The following is a 15,176-nucleotide window of genomic DNA, read 5'->3' as shown; positions in this document are numbered from 1 at the left end:
CTCCCAACCCTCTCCCCTGAAGGGGAGAGGGCTATGAGGTAAGATCATGAACGAACTGACCAATTTCGCGAACCCGGTGGCCAAGCCGGAGACCTTCGACCAGATCCAGATCGGCATCGCCTCGCCGGAGCGTATCCGCTCATGGTCGTTCGGCGAGATCAAGAAGCCCGAGACGATCAACTATCGCACGTTCAAGCCGGAACGTGACGGCCTGTTCTGCGCGCGCATCTTCGGTCCGATCAAGGATTACGAGTGCCTGTGCGGCAAGTACAAGCGCATGAAGTACAAGGGCATCGTCTGCGAAAAGTGCGGTGTCGAGGTCACGGTGTCGAAGGTCCGCCGTGAGCGGATGGGCCATATCGAACTGGCCGCCCCGGTCGCGCACATCTGGTTCCTGAAGTCGCTGCCCAGCCGCATCGGCCTGCTGCTCGACATGCAGCTCAAGCAGCTCGAGCGCGTGCTGTATTTCGAGAGCTATATCGTGATCGAGCCGGGCCTGACCGCGCTCGAGAAGTATCAGCTCCTCACCGAGGACGAGCTGCTCGACGCGCAGGACCAGTATGGCGAGGACGCCTTCTCGGCGGGCATCGGCGCGGAAGCGGTCAAGCAGATGCTGATCGACCTCGACCTCGAGGGCGAGAAGCGCGACCTCTTGGAAGAGCTGGCCGTCACCAAGTCGGAACTGAAGCCCAAGAAGATCATCAAGCGGCTGAAGGTCGTCGAATCGTTCCTTGAGTCGGGCAACCGTCCCGAATGGATGATCCTCGACGTCGTGCCGGTCATTCCGCCCGAACTGCGTCCGCTGGTGCCGCTGGACGGCGGCCGCTTCGCGACGTCGGACCTCAACGACCTGTATCGCCGCGTCATCAACCGCAACAACCGCCTGAAGCGGCTGATGGAACTGCGCGCGCCGGACATCATCGTCCGCAACGAAAAGCGCATGCTGCAGGAAGCGGTCGACGCGCTGTTCGACAACGGTCGCCGCGGCCGCACGATCACCGGCGCCAACAAGCGTCCGCTGAAGTCGCTGTCCGACATGCTCAAGGGCAAGCAGGGCCGCTTCCGTCAGAACCTGCTCGGCAAGCGCGTCGACTATTCGGGTCGTTCGGTCATCGTGACCGGTCCGGAACTCAAGCTGCACCAGTGCGGCCTGCCGAAGAAGATGGCGCTCGAGCTGTTCAAGCCGTTCATCTACGCGCGCCTCGACGCCAAGGGTCTGTCGATGACCCTCAAACAGGCCAAGAAGTGGGTCGAGAAGGAGCGCAAGGAAGTCTGGGACATCCTCGACGAAGTCATTCGCGAGCACCCGGTCATGCTGAACCGCGCGCCGACGCTCCACCGCCTCGGCATCCAGGCGTTCGAGCCGGTGCTGATCGAGGGCAAGGCGATCCAGCTCCACCCGCTGGTCTGCTCGGCGTTCAACGCCGACTTCGACGGCGACCAGATGGCCGTCCACGTTCCGCTGTCGCTCGAAGCGCAGCTGGAAGCGCGCGTCCTGATGATGTCGACGAACAACATCCTGTCGCCCGCCAACGGCAAGCCGATCATCGTGCCGTCGCAGGACATGGTGCTGGGTCTCTACTATCTCTCGATGGAAAAGACCGGCGAGCCGGGCGAAGGCATGCTGCTGGGCGACATGGCCGAGGTGCATCAGGCGCTCCACGCCGGGGCGGTGACGCTGCACACCAGGATCGTCAGCCGCGTGCCGCAGACCGACGAGAACGGGAACCAGTATCTCAAGCGCTATGAGACGACCCCGGGCCGCATGCTGCTGGGCGAAACGCTGCCCAAGAGCCACAAGGTGCCGTTCGAGACAGTCAACCGCCTGCTGACCAAGAAGGACGTCGGCGACGTCATCGACGAGGTGTATCGCCACACCGGTCAGAAGGAGACCGTGCTGTTCGCCGACGCGATCATGGCGCTCGGCTTCCGGCACGCCTTCCGCGCGGGCATCTCGTTCGGCAAGGACGACATGCTGATCGCGCCGGACAAGGACAAGCTGGTCGACGAGACGCGCGATCAGGTGAAGGACTTCGAGCAGCAGTATCAGGACGGCCTGATTACCCAGCAGGAGAAGTACAACAAGGTGATCGACGCCTGGAGCCGGTGCGGCGACCAGGTGGCGACCAGCATGATGGACGAGATCAAGGCGGTCCGCCGCTTCGAGGACGGCCCGATGAAGGGTCGCGAGAAGCCGATCAACTCGATCTACATGATGGCGCACTCGGGTGCCCGTGGTTCGCAGGCGCAGATCAAGCAGCTGGCGGGCATGCGCGGCCTCATGGCCAAGCCGTCGGGCGAGATCATCGAGACGCCGATCATCTCGAACTTCAAGGAAGGCCTGACCGTCCTTGAGTACTTCAACTCGACCCACGGCGCCCGCAAGGGTCTGGCCGACACCGCGCTCAAGACGGCGAACTCGGGATACCTGACCCGCCGTCTGGTCGACGTGTCGCAGGACTGCGTGGTCATCATGGACGACTGCGGCACCCAGCGCGCGCTGGAGATGCGGTCGATCATCGAAGGCGGCGCGACGATCGCGTCGCTGGGCGAGCGCATCCTCGGCCGCACCACTGCCGAGGACGTGGTCGATCCCAAGACCGGCGAGGTCGTGTTCCCGACGGGCACGCTGCTCGACGAGGCGATGGTCGCGCGGATCGAGGGGCTGGGGCTTCAGGCGATGAAGATCCGCAGCCCGCTGGTCTGCGAAGCCAAGGTCGGCGTCTGCGGCACCTGCTATGGCCGTGACCTTGCGCGCGGTACGCCGGTGAACATCGGCGAGGCGGTCGGCGTCATCGCGGCGCAGTCGATCGGCGAGCCGGGGACGCAGCTGACGATGCGTACCTTCCACATCGGCGGCGCGGCGCAGCTGAACGAGCAGTCGAACCTCGAGGCGCCGGTCGACGGCACCGTCGAGTTCCGCGACCTGCGCCTGATCGAGGACCAGCGCGGCCGCCGCGTGGTGCTCAGCCGTTCGGGCGAGATCGCGATCGTCGACATGGACGGGCGCGACCTGTCGGTCCACCGCATCCCCTATGGTGCGTATGTGCTGTTCGACGATGGCCACATCGTTTCGCAGGGCGACCGCATGGCGGAGTGGGACCCGTTCACCGCGCCGGTCATCACCGAAACCGGCGGTACGGTGAAGTTCATCGACCTGATCGAGAACAAGACCGTTACCGAGCGCGTCGACGAGGCGACCGGCATCGCCCAGCGCGAGATCATCGAATATCGCGCGACGTCCAAGTCGAAGGAGGATCTGCGTCCGCGCATGACCCTGCTCGATGCGAACTCGGGCGAGGCCGCGCGCTACATGCTGGCGCCGGGCGCGGTGCTCTCGGTCGAGGACGGGGCGCAGGTGCAGGCGGGCGACGTGCTCGCCCGTGTCGCCCGCGAATCGGCCAAGACCCGCGACATCACCGGCGGTCTGCCGCGCGTCGCCGAGCTGTTCGAGGCGCGCATCCCGAAGGAGGCGGCGATCATCGCCAAGGTCTCGGGCCGCGTCGTGTTCGGCAAGGATTACAAGGCGAAGCGCAAGATCGGCATCCAGCCCGAGGACGGCGGCGAGGTCGTCGAGTATCTGATCCCCAAGTCGAAGGTGATCGACGTTCAGGAAGGCGACTACGTCAAGCGTGGCGACAACCTGATCGGCGGCTCGCCCAACCCGCACGACATTCTGGAAACGCTCGGCATCGAGCCGCTGGCCGAATATCTCGTCAGCGAAATCCAGGGCGTCTATCGACTCCAGGGCGTGAAGATCAACGACAAGCACATCGAGACGATCGTCCGTCAGATGCTGCAGAAGGTCGAGATCACCGACGGCGGCGACACCACGCTGCTGGCCGGCGAACAGCTCGACCGCGACGAGATGGACGAGGCCAACGCCAAGCTGGAGCCGGGCCAGCAGCCCGCACAGGGCAAGCCGGTGCTGCTCGGCATCACCAAGGCCTCGCTCCAGACGCGCTCGTTCATCTCGGCCGCATCGTTCCAGGAAACGACCCGCGTCCTCACCGAGGCATCGGTACAGGGCAAGATCGACAGCCTGAACGGCCTGAAGGAGAACGTCATCGTCGGGCGGCTCATCCCGGCGGGCACGGGTGCGGGCATGAACCGCCTGCGCGTGGCGGCCTCGTCGCGCGACGCGGCACTGCGGGCGCAGCAGCGCGCGCTGGCCGGGTTCGTCGCGCCCAATTCGGCGGAGGAAGAACATGCCGCCGAACTGGCCCGCTCGGCCCGCGACGGTCAGGGTGCGAAGGATCCGCTGGCCGATGTCGTCCCTTCGGGCACCGGCACCGATGCCGATGCGGGCGAGTATCTGAACGACTGATCGTTCGGGTCCGCGTGACGTGACAGAAACCGCCGTCCGGGCAACCGGGCGGCGGTTTCGCGTTTGGGGGGAGAGTGACCTGCTCCCCTCCCTTCCAGGATTCCTCTGCGAAAGAGCCCCCTGTCGTACCCCGGCGAAGGCCGGGGCCCAGTTGGGGGACGTCGGCATGGTACGGAAAAGCCTTTTCCGACTGGACCCCGGCCTTCGCCGGGGTACGGACAGGTTCGGGCCAGGCGCGCGACTTTCGCAGCGGATTCCGTTCAGGGAGCCGATAGGTCAGTCGTGGTGCCGAACCTCGCTCCGTCCTGATCCTCGCCCGCCAGCGCGCGGCGCAGCGCCTGCACGTCCCGTGCCAGCGCGGCCAGCGCGTCGTGCGACATGCCGGTCCGCGCGAATACCGCCTCGGCGAGGCAGAGCGACCGGGCCTGCAACGCGCGGCCCGCATCGGTCAGCCGCACATGCACCTGCCGCTCGTCGTCGGGCGCCCGTTCGCGCGTCACCAGCCCGGCCCCTGCCAGCCGCTTGACCAGCGGCGTCACCGTGCTCGATTCGAGCGCCAGCCGCTCGGCGATCGCGCCGATGCTCAGCCCGTCGCGTTCCCACAGCGTGCTGAGTACCAGATATTGCGGATAGGTGATCCCCATCGCGTCCAGCATCGGCTTGTACAGCCGCGTCATCGCCATCGACGCACCATAGAGCGAGAAGCAGAGCTGGGCGTCGAGGGGCACGGCGTCGGTCATGGCACGATCCTACACGGTCGGGGCGGGCGGCCCAACTGCACTGGACATCTCGCCGCGATTATATATATCGCGATAATCATTGTTGCGAAAGGTAATGGCATGTCCGTCGACGTCAAATATCGCACTACCGCCACCGCGACCGGCGGGCGCGAAGGGTCCGCCGCCAGCGAGGACGGTCGGTTCTCGGCGAAGCTCTCGACGCCGCGCGAACTGGGCGGTGCGGGCGGTGACGGCACCAATCCCGAACAGCTGTTCGCGGCGGGCTATTCCGCCTGCTTCATCGGTGCGCTGAAGGTCGCCGGACAGCAGCTGAAGGTGAAAGTGCCCGACGATGTGCAGGTGACGGCGACGGTCGGCATCGGTCCGCGCGCGGCGGGCGGCTTCGGCATCACCGCCGATCTGACGGTCGCCCTGCCCGGTGTCGATCGCGACGACGCGCAGCGGCTGGTCGATACCGCGCACACCATCTGCCCCTATTCCAACGCGACGCGCGGCAACGTCGATGTCGGCCTGACGCTGGCGTGACCGTGCGGGGATACGGCCTTGGAGCGATCCGGGGCCGTTCCCATATCGGGCGCAATCCGCCGATGGAGCACCCATGACCGACTATCGCAAGACCGACGAGGCGATCGCGAAGCTGACGCCCGAGCAATATTACGTCACGCAGCAGAGCGGCACCGAACGCCCCGGCACAGGCGAATATCTGCACGAGAAGCGCCCCGGCATCTATGTCGACATCGTGTCGGGCGAACCGCTGTTCGCCTCTGCCGACAAGTTCGATTCGCATTGCGGCTGGCCGAGCTTCACCAAGCCGATCGAGCCTGCCAACGTCGCCGAACTGCGCGACGTCAGCCACGGCATGGTCCGTACCGAGGTCCGCTCGGCAGGCGGCGACAGCCACTTGGGCCATGTCTTTCCCGACGGGCCGCGCGACCGCGGCGGCCTGCGCTACTGCATCAATTCGGCGGCGCTGCGCTTCGTCCCTCGCGATGCGATGGAGGCCGAGGGCTACGGCGCCTATCTCGATCAGGTGGAATAACCGGCGGTTGCCCCACGCCCCGCGCGAACATATATCGAACGGATGGCGCAACTCGACACCCGCGAGAAACTGGCGATCCTGGCCGACGCCGCCAAATATGATGCGTCCTGCGCGTCGTCGGGCACCGCCAAGCGCCATTCGCGCGACGGCAAGGGGATCGGTTCGACCGAGGGGATGGGCATCTGCCATGCCTATGCCCCCGACGGGCGCTGCATCTCGCTGCTCAAGATTCTGCTGACCAACAGCTGCATCTTCGACTGCCATTACTGCATCAACCGCAAGTCGTCGAACGTCCGCCGCGCGCGCTTCACCGCGCAGGAAGTCGTCGCGCTGACGCTCAGCTTCTATCGCCGCAACTATATCGAGGGGCTGTTCCTGTCGTCGGGGATCATCGGATCGTCGAACTATACGATGGAGCAGATCGTCGAGGTCGCGCGGTCGCTGCGCGAGGATCACGACTTCCGCGGCTATATCCACCTCAAGACGATTCCCGACGCCGACCCCGAGCTGGTGCGCCTCGCCGGGGTTCATGCCGACCGGGTGTCGATCAACGTCGAACTGCCGACGGCGGGCGGGCTGAAGCGCCTTGCCCCCGAGAAATCCGGCGAGCGGATCGAGGCGGCGATGGGCCATGTCGCCCACCAGATCGAGGACGGGCGCGACGCGCGCAAACGCTATCGCTCCGCGCCGAAAATGGCCCCGGCAGGTCAGTCGACGCAGATGATCGTCGGCGCCGATGCCGCGACCGACCGCGATATCGTGACGAGGGCGTCGACGTTGTACGACCGCTTCGCCCTGCGCCGCGTCTATTATTCGGCGTTCAGCCCGATCCCGCAGGCGTCGGCGGTGCTGCCGCTGCAACGCCCGCCGCTGATGCGCGAGCACCGGCTGTACCAGTCCGACTGGCTGATGCGCTTCTACGACTATCGCCCCGACGAGGTGCGTGCGGCGGCGGACGATGCGACGGGGATGCTGCCGCTCGATATCGATCCCAAGCTCGCATGGGCGCTGAAGTTCCGCGATCGCTTCCCGGTCGACGTGAACCGCGCACCGCGCGAGATGCTGCTGCGCGTGCCGGGGCTGGGGGTGAAGGCGGTGGCGTCGATCCTGTCGGCGCGGCGCTGGCGGCGCCTCGCGCTGGCCGATGTCGCGCGGCTGACCGTATCGGTGACGAAGCTGCGCCCGTTCATCGTCACCGACGACTGGCGCCCGGTGGTGCTGTCGGACCGCGCCGAACTGCGCCCGGTCGTGGCCCCGAAGCGCGAGCAGCTGGAGCTGTTCGGGGGGTAACCCTGCCCGGCCCGCCATTCCGGCGAAGGCCGGAATCCATGGATACGGGCCGTCACGGCGCCATCGATACCGCCCGTGACCATGGATCCCGGCCTTCGCCCGGGGTGACGAAATCCTGCAAATTCCTCGCAAGAGAAACCTCGCCCCCGCCCGCCCGTTGGCCCTGCTCTCCCGACCGACAAAGGACCGTGCCATGGCCGACGCCCGCATCTACGCCGATCTCAAGGCCGATCACGACCGCCACCGCGACCTGCTGGCCCGTATCGACAAGGCATCCGGCGACGAACGCGCCGAACTGTTCGAGGCGTTCCGGGTGGAAGTGACCGCCCATGCCGCCGCCGAGGAGGAGGCGCTCTACGCCACGATGCTCGCCAACCCGGACCTTCGCGACGAGGCCCGCCATTCGGTGTCCGAGCACAAGGAGATCGACGACTATCTGGGCGAGATCGCCAAGCTCGATCCGGCGAGCAACGCCTGGAACGAGCGCTTCGCCGAGATGCGCCATCGCTACGAGCATCACATCGACGAGGAAGAGGAAGAGATGTTCCCCGCCGCTGCCAAGGAGCTGGACGACGCGGAGGAGGCGCGCATCGCCCGGGTGTTCGAGGAGCGCAAGCCGATCGAGAAGGAAATGGCCGGACACGCGGAAGCAGGCGACGACCGCGAATGAGGCGGCGCGACTGATGCGGATCGCGGCGCTGGCCGGTGCGGACGATTTCGACGGGTGGCGCGATGCCGCCCGTCGCCTCGTGACCGAGCGGGTGCCGCCGTCGGAGGTCGTGTGGCAGGTGGGCGACACGCCGACCGACCTGTTCGGCGACGAGGCGATCCTCGCCGAACCTGCCGCGTTCCGCGTGCCGCGATCCTTCATCGATCTGGCGAAGACCGCCATCCTCCATGCCGATCCGGAGCGGTTCGCCCTCCTTCATGCGATGCTGCTGCGCCTGATCGCCGAGCCGCGCCTGATCGACGACCGTGCCGACCCCGCGCTCCGGCGGCTGGAGGAAATGGCCAAGGCGGTGCGGCGCGACATCCACAAGATGCGCGCCTTCCTGCGTTTCCGCGAAGTCGCTGATGACGACGGCCCCCGCTTCGTCGCATGGTTCGAGCCGGAACATCACATCGTCCGCCACAACGCCCGCTTCTTCCTCGACCGCTTCGCCGCGATGCGCTGGTCGATTTTGACGCCCGAACTGTCGCTGCACTGGGACGGGGAGACGTTACGCGAAGGCCCGGCGGCGACGAAGGCCGACGCCCCCGACGGCGATCCGGTCGAGGAAGTGTGGAAGACCTATTACGCATCGATCTTCAATCCCGCCCGGCTGAAGACCGGCGCGATGCTGAAGGAGATGCCGCGCAAATACTGGAAGAACATGCCCGAAACCGCGCTGGTCCCGGCGCTGATCGCGGGCGCGCAGGCACGGGAAGCCGCCATGATCGAAACCGCCCGCTCCGCCCCCACGGGCAACAGCCTGCCCGCATGGGAGGCCCTGCGCGACGAGGCCGCCGCCTGCCGCCGCTGCCCGTTGTGGCAGCCCGCGACTCAGACGGTGTTCGGCGAGGGGCCGGTCGATGCCGGGCTGATGATCGTCGGCGAACAGCCGGGCGATCAGGAGGATCTGGCCGGGCATCCCTTCGTCGGCCCCGCCGGGCAGCTGTTCGACCGGGCGATGGCGGCGGCGGGGATCGACCGCGCCCGCGTCTACCTCACCAACGCAGTCAAGCATTTCAAGTTCGAGGCAAGAGGCAAGCGGCGCATCCATGCCAAGCCGGGCGTGGGCGAGATCGACGCCTGCCGCTGGTGGATCGAACAGGAACGCGCCATCGTCCGCCCGCGGATGACGATCGCGATGGGCGCGACCGCCGCCCGATCGCTGCTCGGCAAGCCCATAAAGATCGGCGAGGCACGATCGAAGGCGATCGACCTGCCCGACGGCGGCAGGGGCTGGATCACCGTGCACCCCAGCTACCTGCTGCGCCTGCCCGACCCGGCGGCGGCGGAGGTCGAGTTCGCGCGCTTCGTCGAGGACCTCCGCGCCGCCGCCGCGGCCTGAGCCGCTACAGCCCCAGCGCGCGGCGCAGGAACGTGTCGGACTTCGCCAGCATGTCCGCGCGCACCGCATCGTCGCGCAACTGGTGGTCGAGCCCGCGCAGTTCGACATATTCCACCGGCTTGCCCGCCGCGCGCAGCCGCGATGCCATCAGCCGCGATTCGCCGACGCCGACATTGGTGTCGCGGTCGCCGTGGAACATCAGCACCGGCGCGCGGATCGCGGCGACGTTCTGCGCGGGCGATCCGGCGCGGACATGGGGGCCGCGTCCGATGAAGGCGTCGACCTGCGGGAAATCAACGAAATCGCGATGCTCCTCGCGCAGCGTCTCGAGGTCGGTCACGGGCGCCACCGCGACGATCGCCTTGAACAGGTCGGGATCGAGCACCGGCGATTGCAGCGCGGCATAGCCGCCGTAGGACCAGCCGAAGATCGCCAGCTTGCCGCTGGCGGCGATGCCCTGCGCCGCCAGCCAGCGCCCGCCGTCGTTCACGTCGCCGACCGCCGTGGTCCACGACTGGAACCCGTTCTTCTGGAACCAAGCATCGCCATAGCCGGTCGAGCCGCGGAAATTGGGTTGCAGCACGGCATAGCCGCGATGCGCGAAATATTGCGCCAGCCAGTCGAACCCCCATTCGTCGCGCGCGCCAGGCCCGCCGTGCGGCATGACGATCGCAGGCAGCCCCTTGCCGTCGCTCCCCGGCGGCAGCGTCAGATAGCCGGGCACCTGCGTCCCGTCCTTCGCGGGATAGGTGATCGCCCGCACCGGCGCGAGCGCGACATCCGCCAGTTCGGGGCGCAGCGGCAGGAGCTCGCTCAGCTTGCGGCTGTCCTTGTCGTACAGGTAATAGCGCCCCGGATCGACGTCCGACCCGGCGAACAGCACCAGCTTGCGCTCGTCGGTGCTCGCATCGACGAAGCTGATGAGCGGCAATTTGGGCAGCGCCTTCGCCAGCGACTGGCCGAGCTTGCGCAGTTCGGGATCGAAGAACACCGTCTGCCGCCGGTCGGTGGCGAAGCTGACGCCGACGACGCGGTTCTGGCGGCCGATGCGGACCAGCCCGTCGACATCGACGCGGGGATCGGCATGCACCAGTTCGCGCCGCAGCGACCCGTCGAGCGCGATGCGGAACAGCGCCTGCCGCCCGTCCTGCTGGTCGAAGCCATAGACGACGTTCAGGTCGCGATCGACGGCATAGGGATTGAAACCGCTCGCCCCGCCCGCGTTCAGCGTCAACGTGGACAGCGGCAGCCATTCGCGGCTGTCCGCCTTGCGATAGGAATAGACGATGCGGTCGGCATTGTATCCGGTCCCGCCGCGCGGCTGCATGCCGGACACGCGCACCGTGCCGTGCCCGTCGGTGATATACTCGCTGGCCTGCGCGCGCGGCTGTTCGACCAGCACGCGCTTCAGCGTGATCGTATCGACCCGTTCGACCCCCAGCCCCGACCGGGTCTCGGCGAGATGCGTGCCGGTGGTCTTTTCCGGCACGATCTGCCGGGTCATCAGCACATTGCCGCCGGCGGTGTCGCCCGCCGGGTCCGCGAGCCAGTCGATCACCACCCCGCCGTCCTGCATCGTGCCGAGCGCATTGGCGCTGCTGCGCGCGCTCAGCAGCTTGACGTTGCCGCCGTCGGCATCGACCGCGACCATGCGGGTGAAGGTCATCGATCCGCTGCCGGGATCGGATTGCAGCACCAGCGTGCAGACCAGCCGCCGCACCGCCGACCAGTGGCAACCGGCGATGCGGTCGGTGGTGCCGTCGCTGCGCAGTATCAGCTTCTGCGTATTGCCCGCGACGTCGAACACGCTGACGACCTGCGCGCGGGTGCCCGCGGCCATCACCATCGCCACCCGCTCCCCGTCCGGCGACAGCGCGACGTCGCCGATCCGCTCGCGCGCGCCGAATGCCTTTGCCGGATCGAGGGGCGTCACGGGCTGCGCGCCCCCCACGGCCGACACGCCCGCCGCCGCCAGCACCAGCCCGCGCATATAGTTTCGTTGCATCATCTTCCCCCTGCCCGGCGGGCAGCCTATCCGCTCCGGCCCCCGCCGCCAAGCGACCGGACGGCACGCCCGCGACATTCTGCGACAGTTTCCCGCTGGACGGCAGGCATCGGTCGACATATCGTTTATCGATGCTCCGTCGATCCGTCCTGCTTGGGGCCGTCCTGTCGGCCACCGCCTGCACCACCGGCCCGGCGTATCGCACGCCCGAAGGGGCCGCCTTGGGGGTGCCGCCCGCCTTTTCGGTGGCACCGCCGACGCCGCGGACCGACCTGACCCGCTGGTGGCAACGGTTCGACGATCCGCTGCTCGTGCGCCTCGTCGAATCGGCGGCGACGACCAATCTCGACGTGGGGCAGGCGCTCGCCCGGCTGGCGCAGGCGCGCGAGCAGTTGGTCGTCAGCCGCTCGTCGCTGTTTCCGCAACTCTCCGCCTCGGGCAGCTATTCCCGGCTCGAGGTGCTGCGCGGCGGCGGCGGCACCACCACCCTGCCCGACGGCACCATCGTCCAGCGCAACGTCGGCGCATCGGACAGCTTCTCGGTCGGCGGGGATGCCCGCTATCAGGCGGACCTGTTCGGCGGCATCGCCAGCGGCATCGCCGCCTCGCGCGCGCAGCTCGACGCCAGCCGGTTCGACGTCGCGACCGTGCTGCTGTCGGTCCAGTCGGAGATCGCGCGCAATTACCTGACCGCGCGGCTGGCGCAGGCGCAGCTGGCCAACGCCCGCGCCTCGATCGCGTTGCAGGACGACAATCTGGAGATCGCGGGCTTCCGCGTGCAGGCGGGCCTAGTCTCCTCGCTCGATGCCGAACAGGCGCGCACCGCCCGTGCGCAGACCGCCGCGCAGCTGCCGACGATCGAGGCGAGCTATGCCGCCGCCGTCGCCCGGCTGGGCGTGCTGACCGGCCAGGCCCCCGGTGCGCTCCGCCAGCAGCTTGCCGCCCCCGCCCCGATCCCGACCGGCGACGCGCGGATCGGCACCGGCATTCCCGCCGACACGCTGCGGCTGCGCCCCGACGTGCGCGCCGCCGAACGCAACCTCGCCGCCGCCGTGGCGCAGATCGGCGTGGCGACCGCGCAGCTCTACCCGGCGCTCAACCTCGGCGGGTCGATCGACACCAACGCCACCTCGTTCACCGCGCTGACCGACATCGTCAACGGACGGCTGTTCGCCTCGATCGCGCAGACCATCTTCGACGGCGGACGGCTGCGCGCGCAGGTGCGGGGCCAGCGCGCCGCCGCCGACGCCGCCTTCCTTGCGTACAAGCAGACGGTGCTGACCGCGCTCGAGGATGTCGAGAACGCGATCGTCGCGCTCGACACCGCGACGACACGCGAGCGCGAGTTCACCGTCGCCGCCGATGCCGCGCGCAACTTCGCGCTGCTGTCGCGGCTGCAATACCGCTCGGGCCTGACCGACTTCACCACGCTGGCACAGGCGGAATCCGCGCTGCTGTCGGCGCAGAACGGCGTGGTGCAGGCCCGCGCCGACCGGGCGAGCGCGCTCGTCCAGCTGATGACCGCGCTGGGCGGCGGGTGGAGCGAGGACAGCCTCCCCGGCCCCGCCGCGCTGCCTACCCCCGACCGCGCCCCATATACCAAGGACCGCTGATGGCCGAGCCGACGCAACCCGATCTCGACCAGTTCCTGCGCGTGAAGCAGCAGCCCCGCTGGCGCAAATGGCTGAAATGGGCGCTGATCGTGCTGGGCGTCGTGCTGCTCGCCCTTGCCGTGCGCAGCTGCGTGAAGGGCAGCGGCGATCCGCAATATGTGTCGGAGGAAGTGCGGCAGGCACCGCTGACCGTCACCGTCTCCGCCACCGGCAAGCTGGCACCCACCAATCAGGTCGAGGTCGGCTCGCAGCTCTCCGGCCTCGTCACGCAGGTCGTGGCCGATGTGAACGACAAGGTGGTCAAGGGCCAGCCGCTGGCGCTGATCGATCCCGAACAGCTCGACGATGCGATCCGTCAGGGTCAGGCGCAGGTGAACGCCAATCTGGCGCAGGTCGCCACCGCGCAGGCGACGCTGTCCGAAGCGCGCGCGCAGTTGCAGCGGCTGGAGGACGTGCGCCGCCTGTCGGGCGGGCGCGTACCCTCGGCCACCGAACTCCAGACGCAGCAGGCCGCCGTCCAGCGCGCGGTCGCGGGGGTGCGGGCGGCGCAGGCGACCGTCGAGGCGTCGCGCGCCCAGCTGAACAGCAGCCAGACACAGCGCTATCGCGCGATCATCCGCTCGCCGGTCAACGGCGTGGTGCTGGCGCGGCAGGTCGAGCCGGGGCAGACGGTCGCCGCCTCGTTCAACACCCCGACGCTGTTCGTCATCGCCGAGGATCTGTCCGCCATGAAGCTGGAGGTCGCGATCGACGAGGCCGATGTGGGCCAGGTGCAGAACGGCCAGCGCGCCGACTTCACCGTCGATGCCTTTCCGGGCGAAACCTTCCCGGCGAAGATTACGCGGGTCGACCTCGGCTCCAACCTGTCGGCGCAGGCGGCGTCCAGCACGACGACGACCAGTGCCGCCAGCACCACCGGGCAGGTCGTGTCCTATGCCGCGACGCTTTCGGTCGCGAACCCCAACCTCAAGCTGCGCCCCGGCATGACCGCCACTGCCGAGATCGTGACGCTGGAACGCGCCCGCGCGCTGCTGATCCCCAATGCCGCGCTACGTTTCCGTCCGCAGGACGCGAGCGCGTCGCAGGGCGGCGGCGGCCTGGCGAGCGCGTTCGGCCCGCCCCGGCGGCGGCGCGGCGGCGGCGCGGACAAGGCGGCGAGCATCGGCCGCGGATCGCAGCAGACCGTCTATATCGTCGGCGACGACGGCAAGCCGCAGCCGGTGACGATCACCACCGGCAACACCAACGGCGCGATGACCGAAGTAACCGGCGGCGGCCTCAAGCCCGGCATGAAGGTCATCACCGCCCAGCTCGCCGATGAGAACAGCAAGCGCGGCGCGAGCAAGGGCGGTGCACCCAGGGGCGGCGGGGGCGGCCAGCGTGGCAACTGACCCTGCCCTCATCCAGCTGCGCGGCGTCACCAAGACCTATGGCGAGGGCGCGACCCAGTTCCAGGCGCTGAAGGGGATCGACCTCGACATCGCCGCCGGGGATTTCGTCGCCGTCATGGGCCCGTCGGGGTCGGGCAAGTCGACCACGATGAACATCCTCGGCTGCCTCGACGTACCCTCGGGCGGCACCTTCCTGTTCCGCGGCCATCATGTCGAACGGCTCGACCGCGACCAGCGCGCGCTGCTCCGGCGCAACTATCTCGGCTTCGTGTTTCAGGGGTTCAACCTGCTCAGCCGCACGACCGCGCTGGAAAATGTCGAACTCCCCCTGCTCTATCGCGGCGATGCCAAGGCCGAGCGGCGGCGCGCGTCGATGGCCGCGCTGGAGAAGGTCGGGCTCGATCGCTGGTGGGACCATACCCCCGCCGAACTGTCCGGCGGGCAGCAGCAGCGGGTGGCGATCGCCCGCGCGATCGTGACCAACCCCGACGTGCTGCTCGCCGACGAGCCGACCGGCAACCTCGATTCCGAACGCTCGGTCGAGATCATGCGGTTGCTGACCGACCTCAACCGCACCAGCGGCATCACCGTGCTGATGGTGACGCACGAACCCGAAATGGCGGCGTTCGCCCGGACGGTGGTGCATTTCAAGGACGGGCTGGTCGAACGGATCGAACGGCACCATGCGCAGGGCGAGGCGGTGGCATGAGCTTCCCG

11 protein-coding genes are annotated in these 15,176 nt (G+C 68.2%); 9 read left to right on the top strand and 2 right to left on the bottom strand.

Going from position 1 to position 15,176, the window contains the following annotated elements; all coding sequences use genetic code 11:
• Nucleotides 1–46 precede the first annotated feature (46 nt).
• Nucleotides 47–4,327 (top strand): DNA-directed RNA polymerase subunit beta', encoded by a 4,281-nt coding sequence (rpoC, locus tag ABLE43_RS00455; RefSeq protein ID WP_348976501.1) that lies wholly within the window; start codon nt 47–49, stop codon nt 4,325–4,327.
• A 260-nt stretch (nt 4,328–4,587) separates the two neighbouring features.
• Here rpoC and ABLE43_RS00450 read toward each other — a convergent pair whose 3' ends face one another.
• Nucleotides 4,588–5,067 (bottom strand): MarR family winged helix-turn-helix transcriptional regulator, encoded by a 480-nt coding sequence (locus ABLE43_RS00450; protein ID WP_348976500.1) that lies wholly within the window; start codon nt 5,065–5,067, stop codon nt 4,588–4,590.
• A 99-nt stretch (nt 5,068–5,166) separates the two neighbouring features.
• Here ABLE43_RS00450 and ABLE43_RS00445 point away from each other — a divergent pair, with 99 nt between their 5' ends.
• The 5 genes from ABLE43_RS00445 to ABLE43_RS00425 all read left to right on the top strand — a co-directional run bounded on the left by ABLE43_RS00445 (nt 5,167) and on the right by ABLE43_RS00425 (nt 9,450).
• Nucleotides 5,167–5,592, top strand: coding sequence for an organic hydroperoxide resistance protein (locus ABLE43_RS00445; RefSeq protein ID WP_348976499.1), 426 nt, complete (start codon nt 5,167–5,169; stop codon nt 5,590–5,592).
• 73 nt (nt 5,593–5,665) lie between these two features.
• On the top strand, nt 5,666–6,106 hold the full coding sequence (msrB, locus tag ABLE43_RS00440) for a peptide-methionine (R)-S-oxide reductase MsrB (protein WP_348976498.1): 441 nt from the start codon (nt 5,666–5,668) through the stop codon (nt 6,104–6,106).
• Nucleotides 6,107–6,148: 42 nt separating this feature from the next.
• Nucleotides 6,149–7,396, top strand: coding sequence for a putative DNA modification/repair radical SAM protein (locus ABLE43_RS00435; RefSeq protein ID WP_348976497.1), 1,248 nt, complete (start codon nt 6,149–6,151; stop codon nt 7,394–7,396).
• Between the two features lie 193 nt (nt 7,397–7,589).
• Nucleotides 7,590–8,066, top strand: a complete 477-nt coding sequence (locus ABLE43_RS00430) for a hemerythrin domain-containing protein (protein WP_348976496.1) — start codon at nt 7,590–7,592, stop codon at nt 8,064–8,066.
• A 13-nt stretch (nt 8,067–8,079) separates the two neighbouring features.
• Nucleotides 8,080–9,450, top strand: a complete 1,371-nt coding sequence (locus ABLE43_RS00425) for a UdgX family uracil-DNA binding protein (RefSeq protein WP_348976495.1) — start codon at nt 8,080–8,082, stop codon at nt 9,448–9,450.
• A gap of 4 nt (nt 9,451–9,454) precedes the next feature.
• Here the strand turns inward: ABLE43_RS00425 and ABLE43_RS00420 are convergent, their stop codons facing one another.
• A complete protein-coding gene (locus ABLE43_RS00420) occupies nt 9,455–11,455 on the bottom strand; it encodes an alpha/beta hydrolase family protein (protein ID WP_348976494.1) in 2,001 nt (666 codons plus the stop codon).
• A 131-nt stretch (nt 11,456–11,586) separates the two neighbouring features.
• On the opposite strand from ABLE43_RS00420, the gene ABLE43_RS00415 reads away from it, so the two are divergent.
• Genes ABLE43_RS00415 through ABLE43_RS00405 form a run of 3 tightly spaced genes read left to right on the top strand, consistent with a single transcriptional unit; the run spans nt 11,587 to nt 15,168 of the window.
• Nucleotides 11,587–13,068: an efflux transporter outer membrane subunit gene (locus ABLE43_RS00415; RefSeq protein ID WP_348976493.1), complete on the top strand. Its 1,482-nt coding sequence runs from the start codon at nt 11,587–11,589 to the stop codon at nt 13,066–13,068.
• The gene (locus tag ABLE43_RS00410) at nt 13,068–14,459 is read left to right on the top strand and encodes an efflux RND transporter periplasmic adaptor subunit (protein WP_348976492.1); all 1,392 of its coding nucleotides are present in this window, start codon (nt 13,068–13,070) and stop codon (nt 14,457–14,459) included. Before ABLE43_RS00415 ends, ABLE43_RS00410 begins: the two co-directional genes overlap by 1 nt.
• Nucleotides 14,449–15,168 (top strand): ABC transporter ATP-binding protein, encoded by a 720-nt coding sequence (locus ABLE43_RS00405; RefSeq protein ID WP_348976491.1) that lies wholly within the window; start codon nt 14,449–14,451, stop codon nt 15,166–15,168. Before ABLE43_RS00410 ends, ABLE43_RS00405 begins: the two co-directional genes overlap by 11 nt.
• The last annotated feature ends 8 nt before the right edge of the window (nt 15,169–15,176 follow it).

Source organism: Sphingomonas silueang (assembly GCF_040049155.1).
GTDB classification, from domain to species: Bacteria; Pseudomonadota; Alphaproteobacteria; order Sphingomonadales; family Sphingomonadaceae; genus Sphingomonas; species Sphingomonas silueang.
The sequence above is the reverse complement of the archived record's forward strand: the minus strand, read 5'-3'. Positions and strand labels throughout refer to the sequence as shown.

Coding starts and splice junctions, on each gene's coding strand:
- ABLE43_RS00420 (WP_348976494.1), bottom strand. CDS start 11,455: ATGCAACGAAACTATATGCGCGGGCTGGTGCTGGCGGCGGCGGGCGTG.
- ABLE43_RS00425 (WP_348976495.1), top strand. CDS start 8,080: ATGCGGATCGCGGCGCTGGCCGGTGCGGACGATTTCGACGGGTGGCGC.
- ABLE43_RS00415 (WP_348976493.1), top strand. CDS start 11,587: ATGCTCCGTCGATCCGTCCTGCTTGGGGCCGTCCTGTCGGCCACCGCC.
- ABLE43_RS00445 (WP_348976499.1), top strand. CDS start 5,167: ATGTCCGTCGACGTCAAATATCGCACTACCGCCACCGCGACCGGCGGG.
- ABLE43_RS00430 (WP_348976496.1), top strand. CDS start 7,590: ATGGCCGACGCCCGCATCTACGCCGATCTCAAGGCCGATCACGACCGC.
- msrB (WP_348976498.1), top strand. CDS start 5,666: ATGACCGACTATCGCAAGACCGACGAGGCGATCGCGAAGCTGACGCCC.
- ABLE43_RS00410 (WP_348976492.1), top strand. CDS start 13,068: ATGGCCGAGCCGACGCAACCCGATCTCGACCAGTTCCTGCGCGTGAAG.
- ABLE43_RS00450 (WP_348976500.1), bottom strand. CDS start 5,067: ATGACCGACGCCGTGCCCCTCGACGCCCAGCTCTGCTTCTCGCTCTAT.
- rpoC (WP_348976501.1), top strand. CDS start 47: ATGAACGAACTGACCAATTTCGCGAACCCGGTGGCCAAGCCGGAGACC.
- ABLE43_RS00435 (WP_348976497.1), top strand. CDS start 6,149: ATGGCGCAACTCGACACCCGCGAGAAACTGGCGATCCTGGCCGACGCC.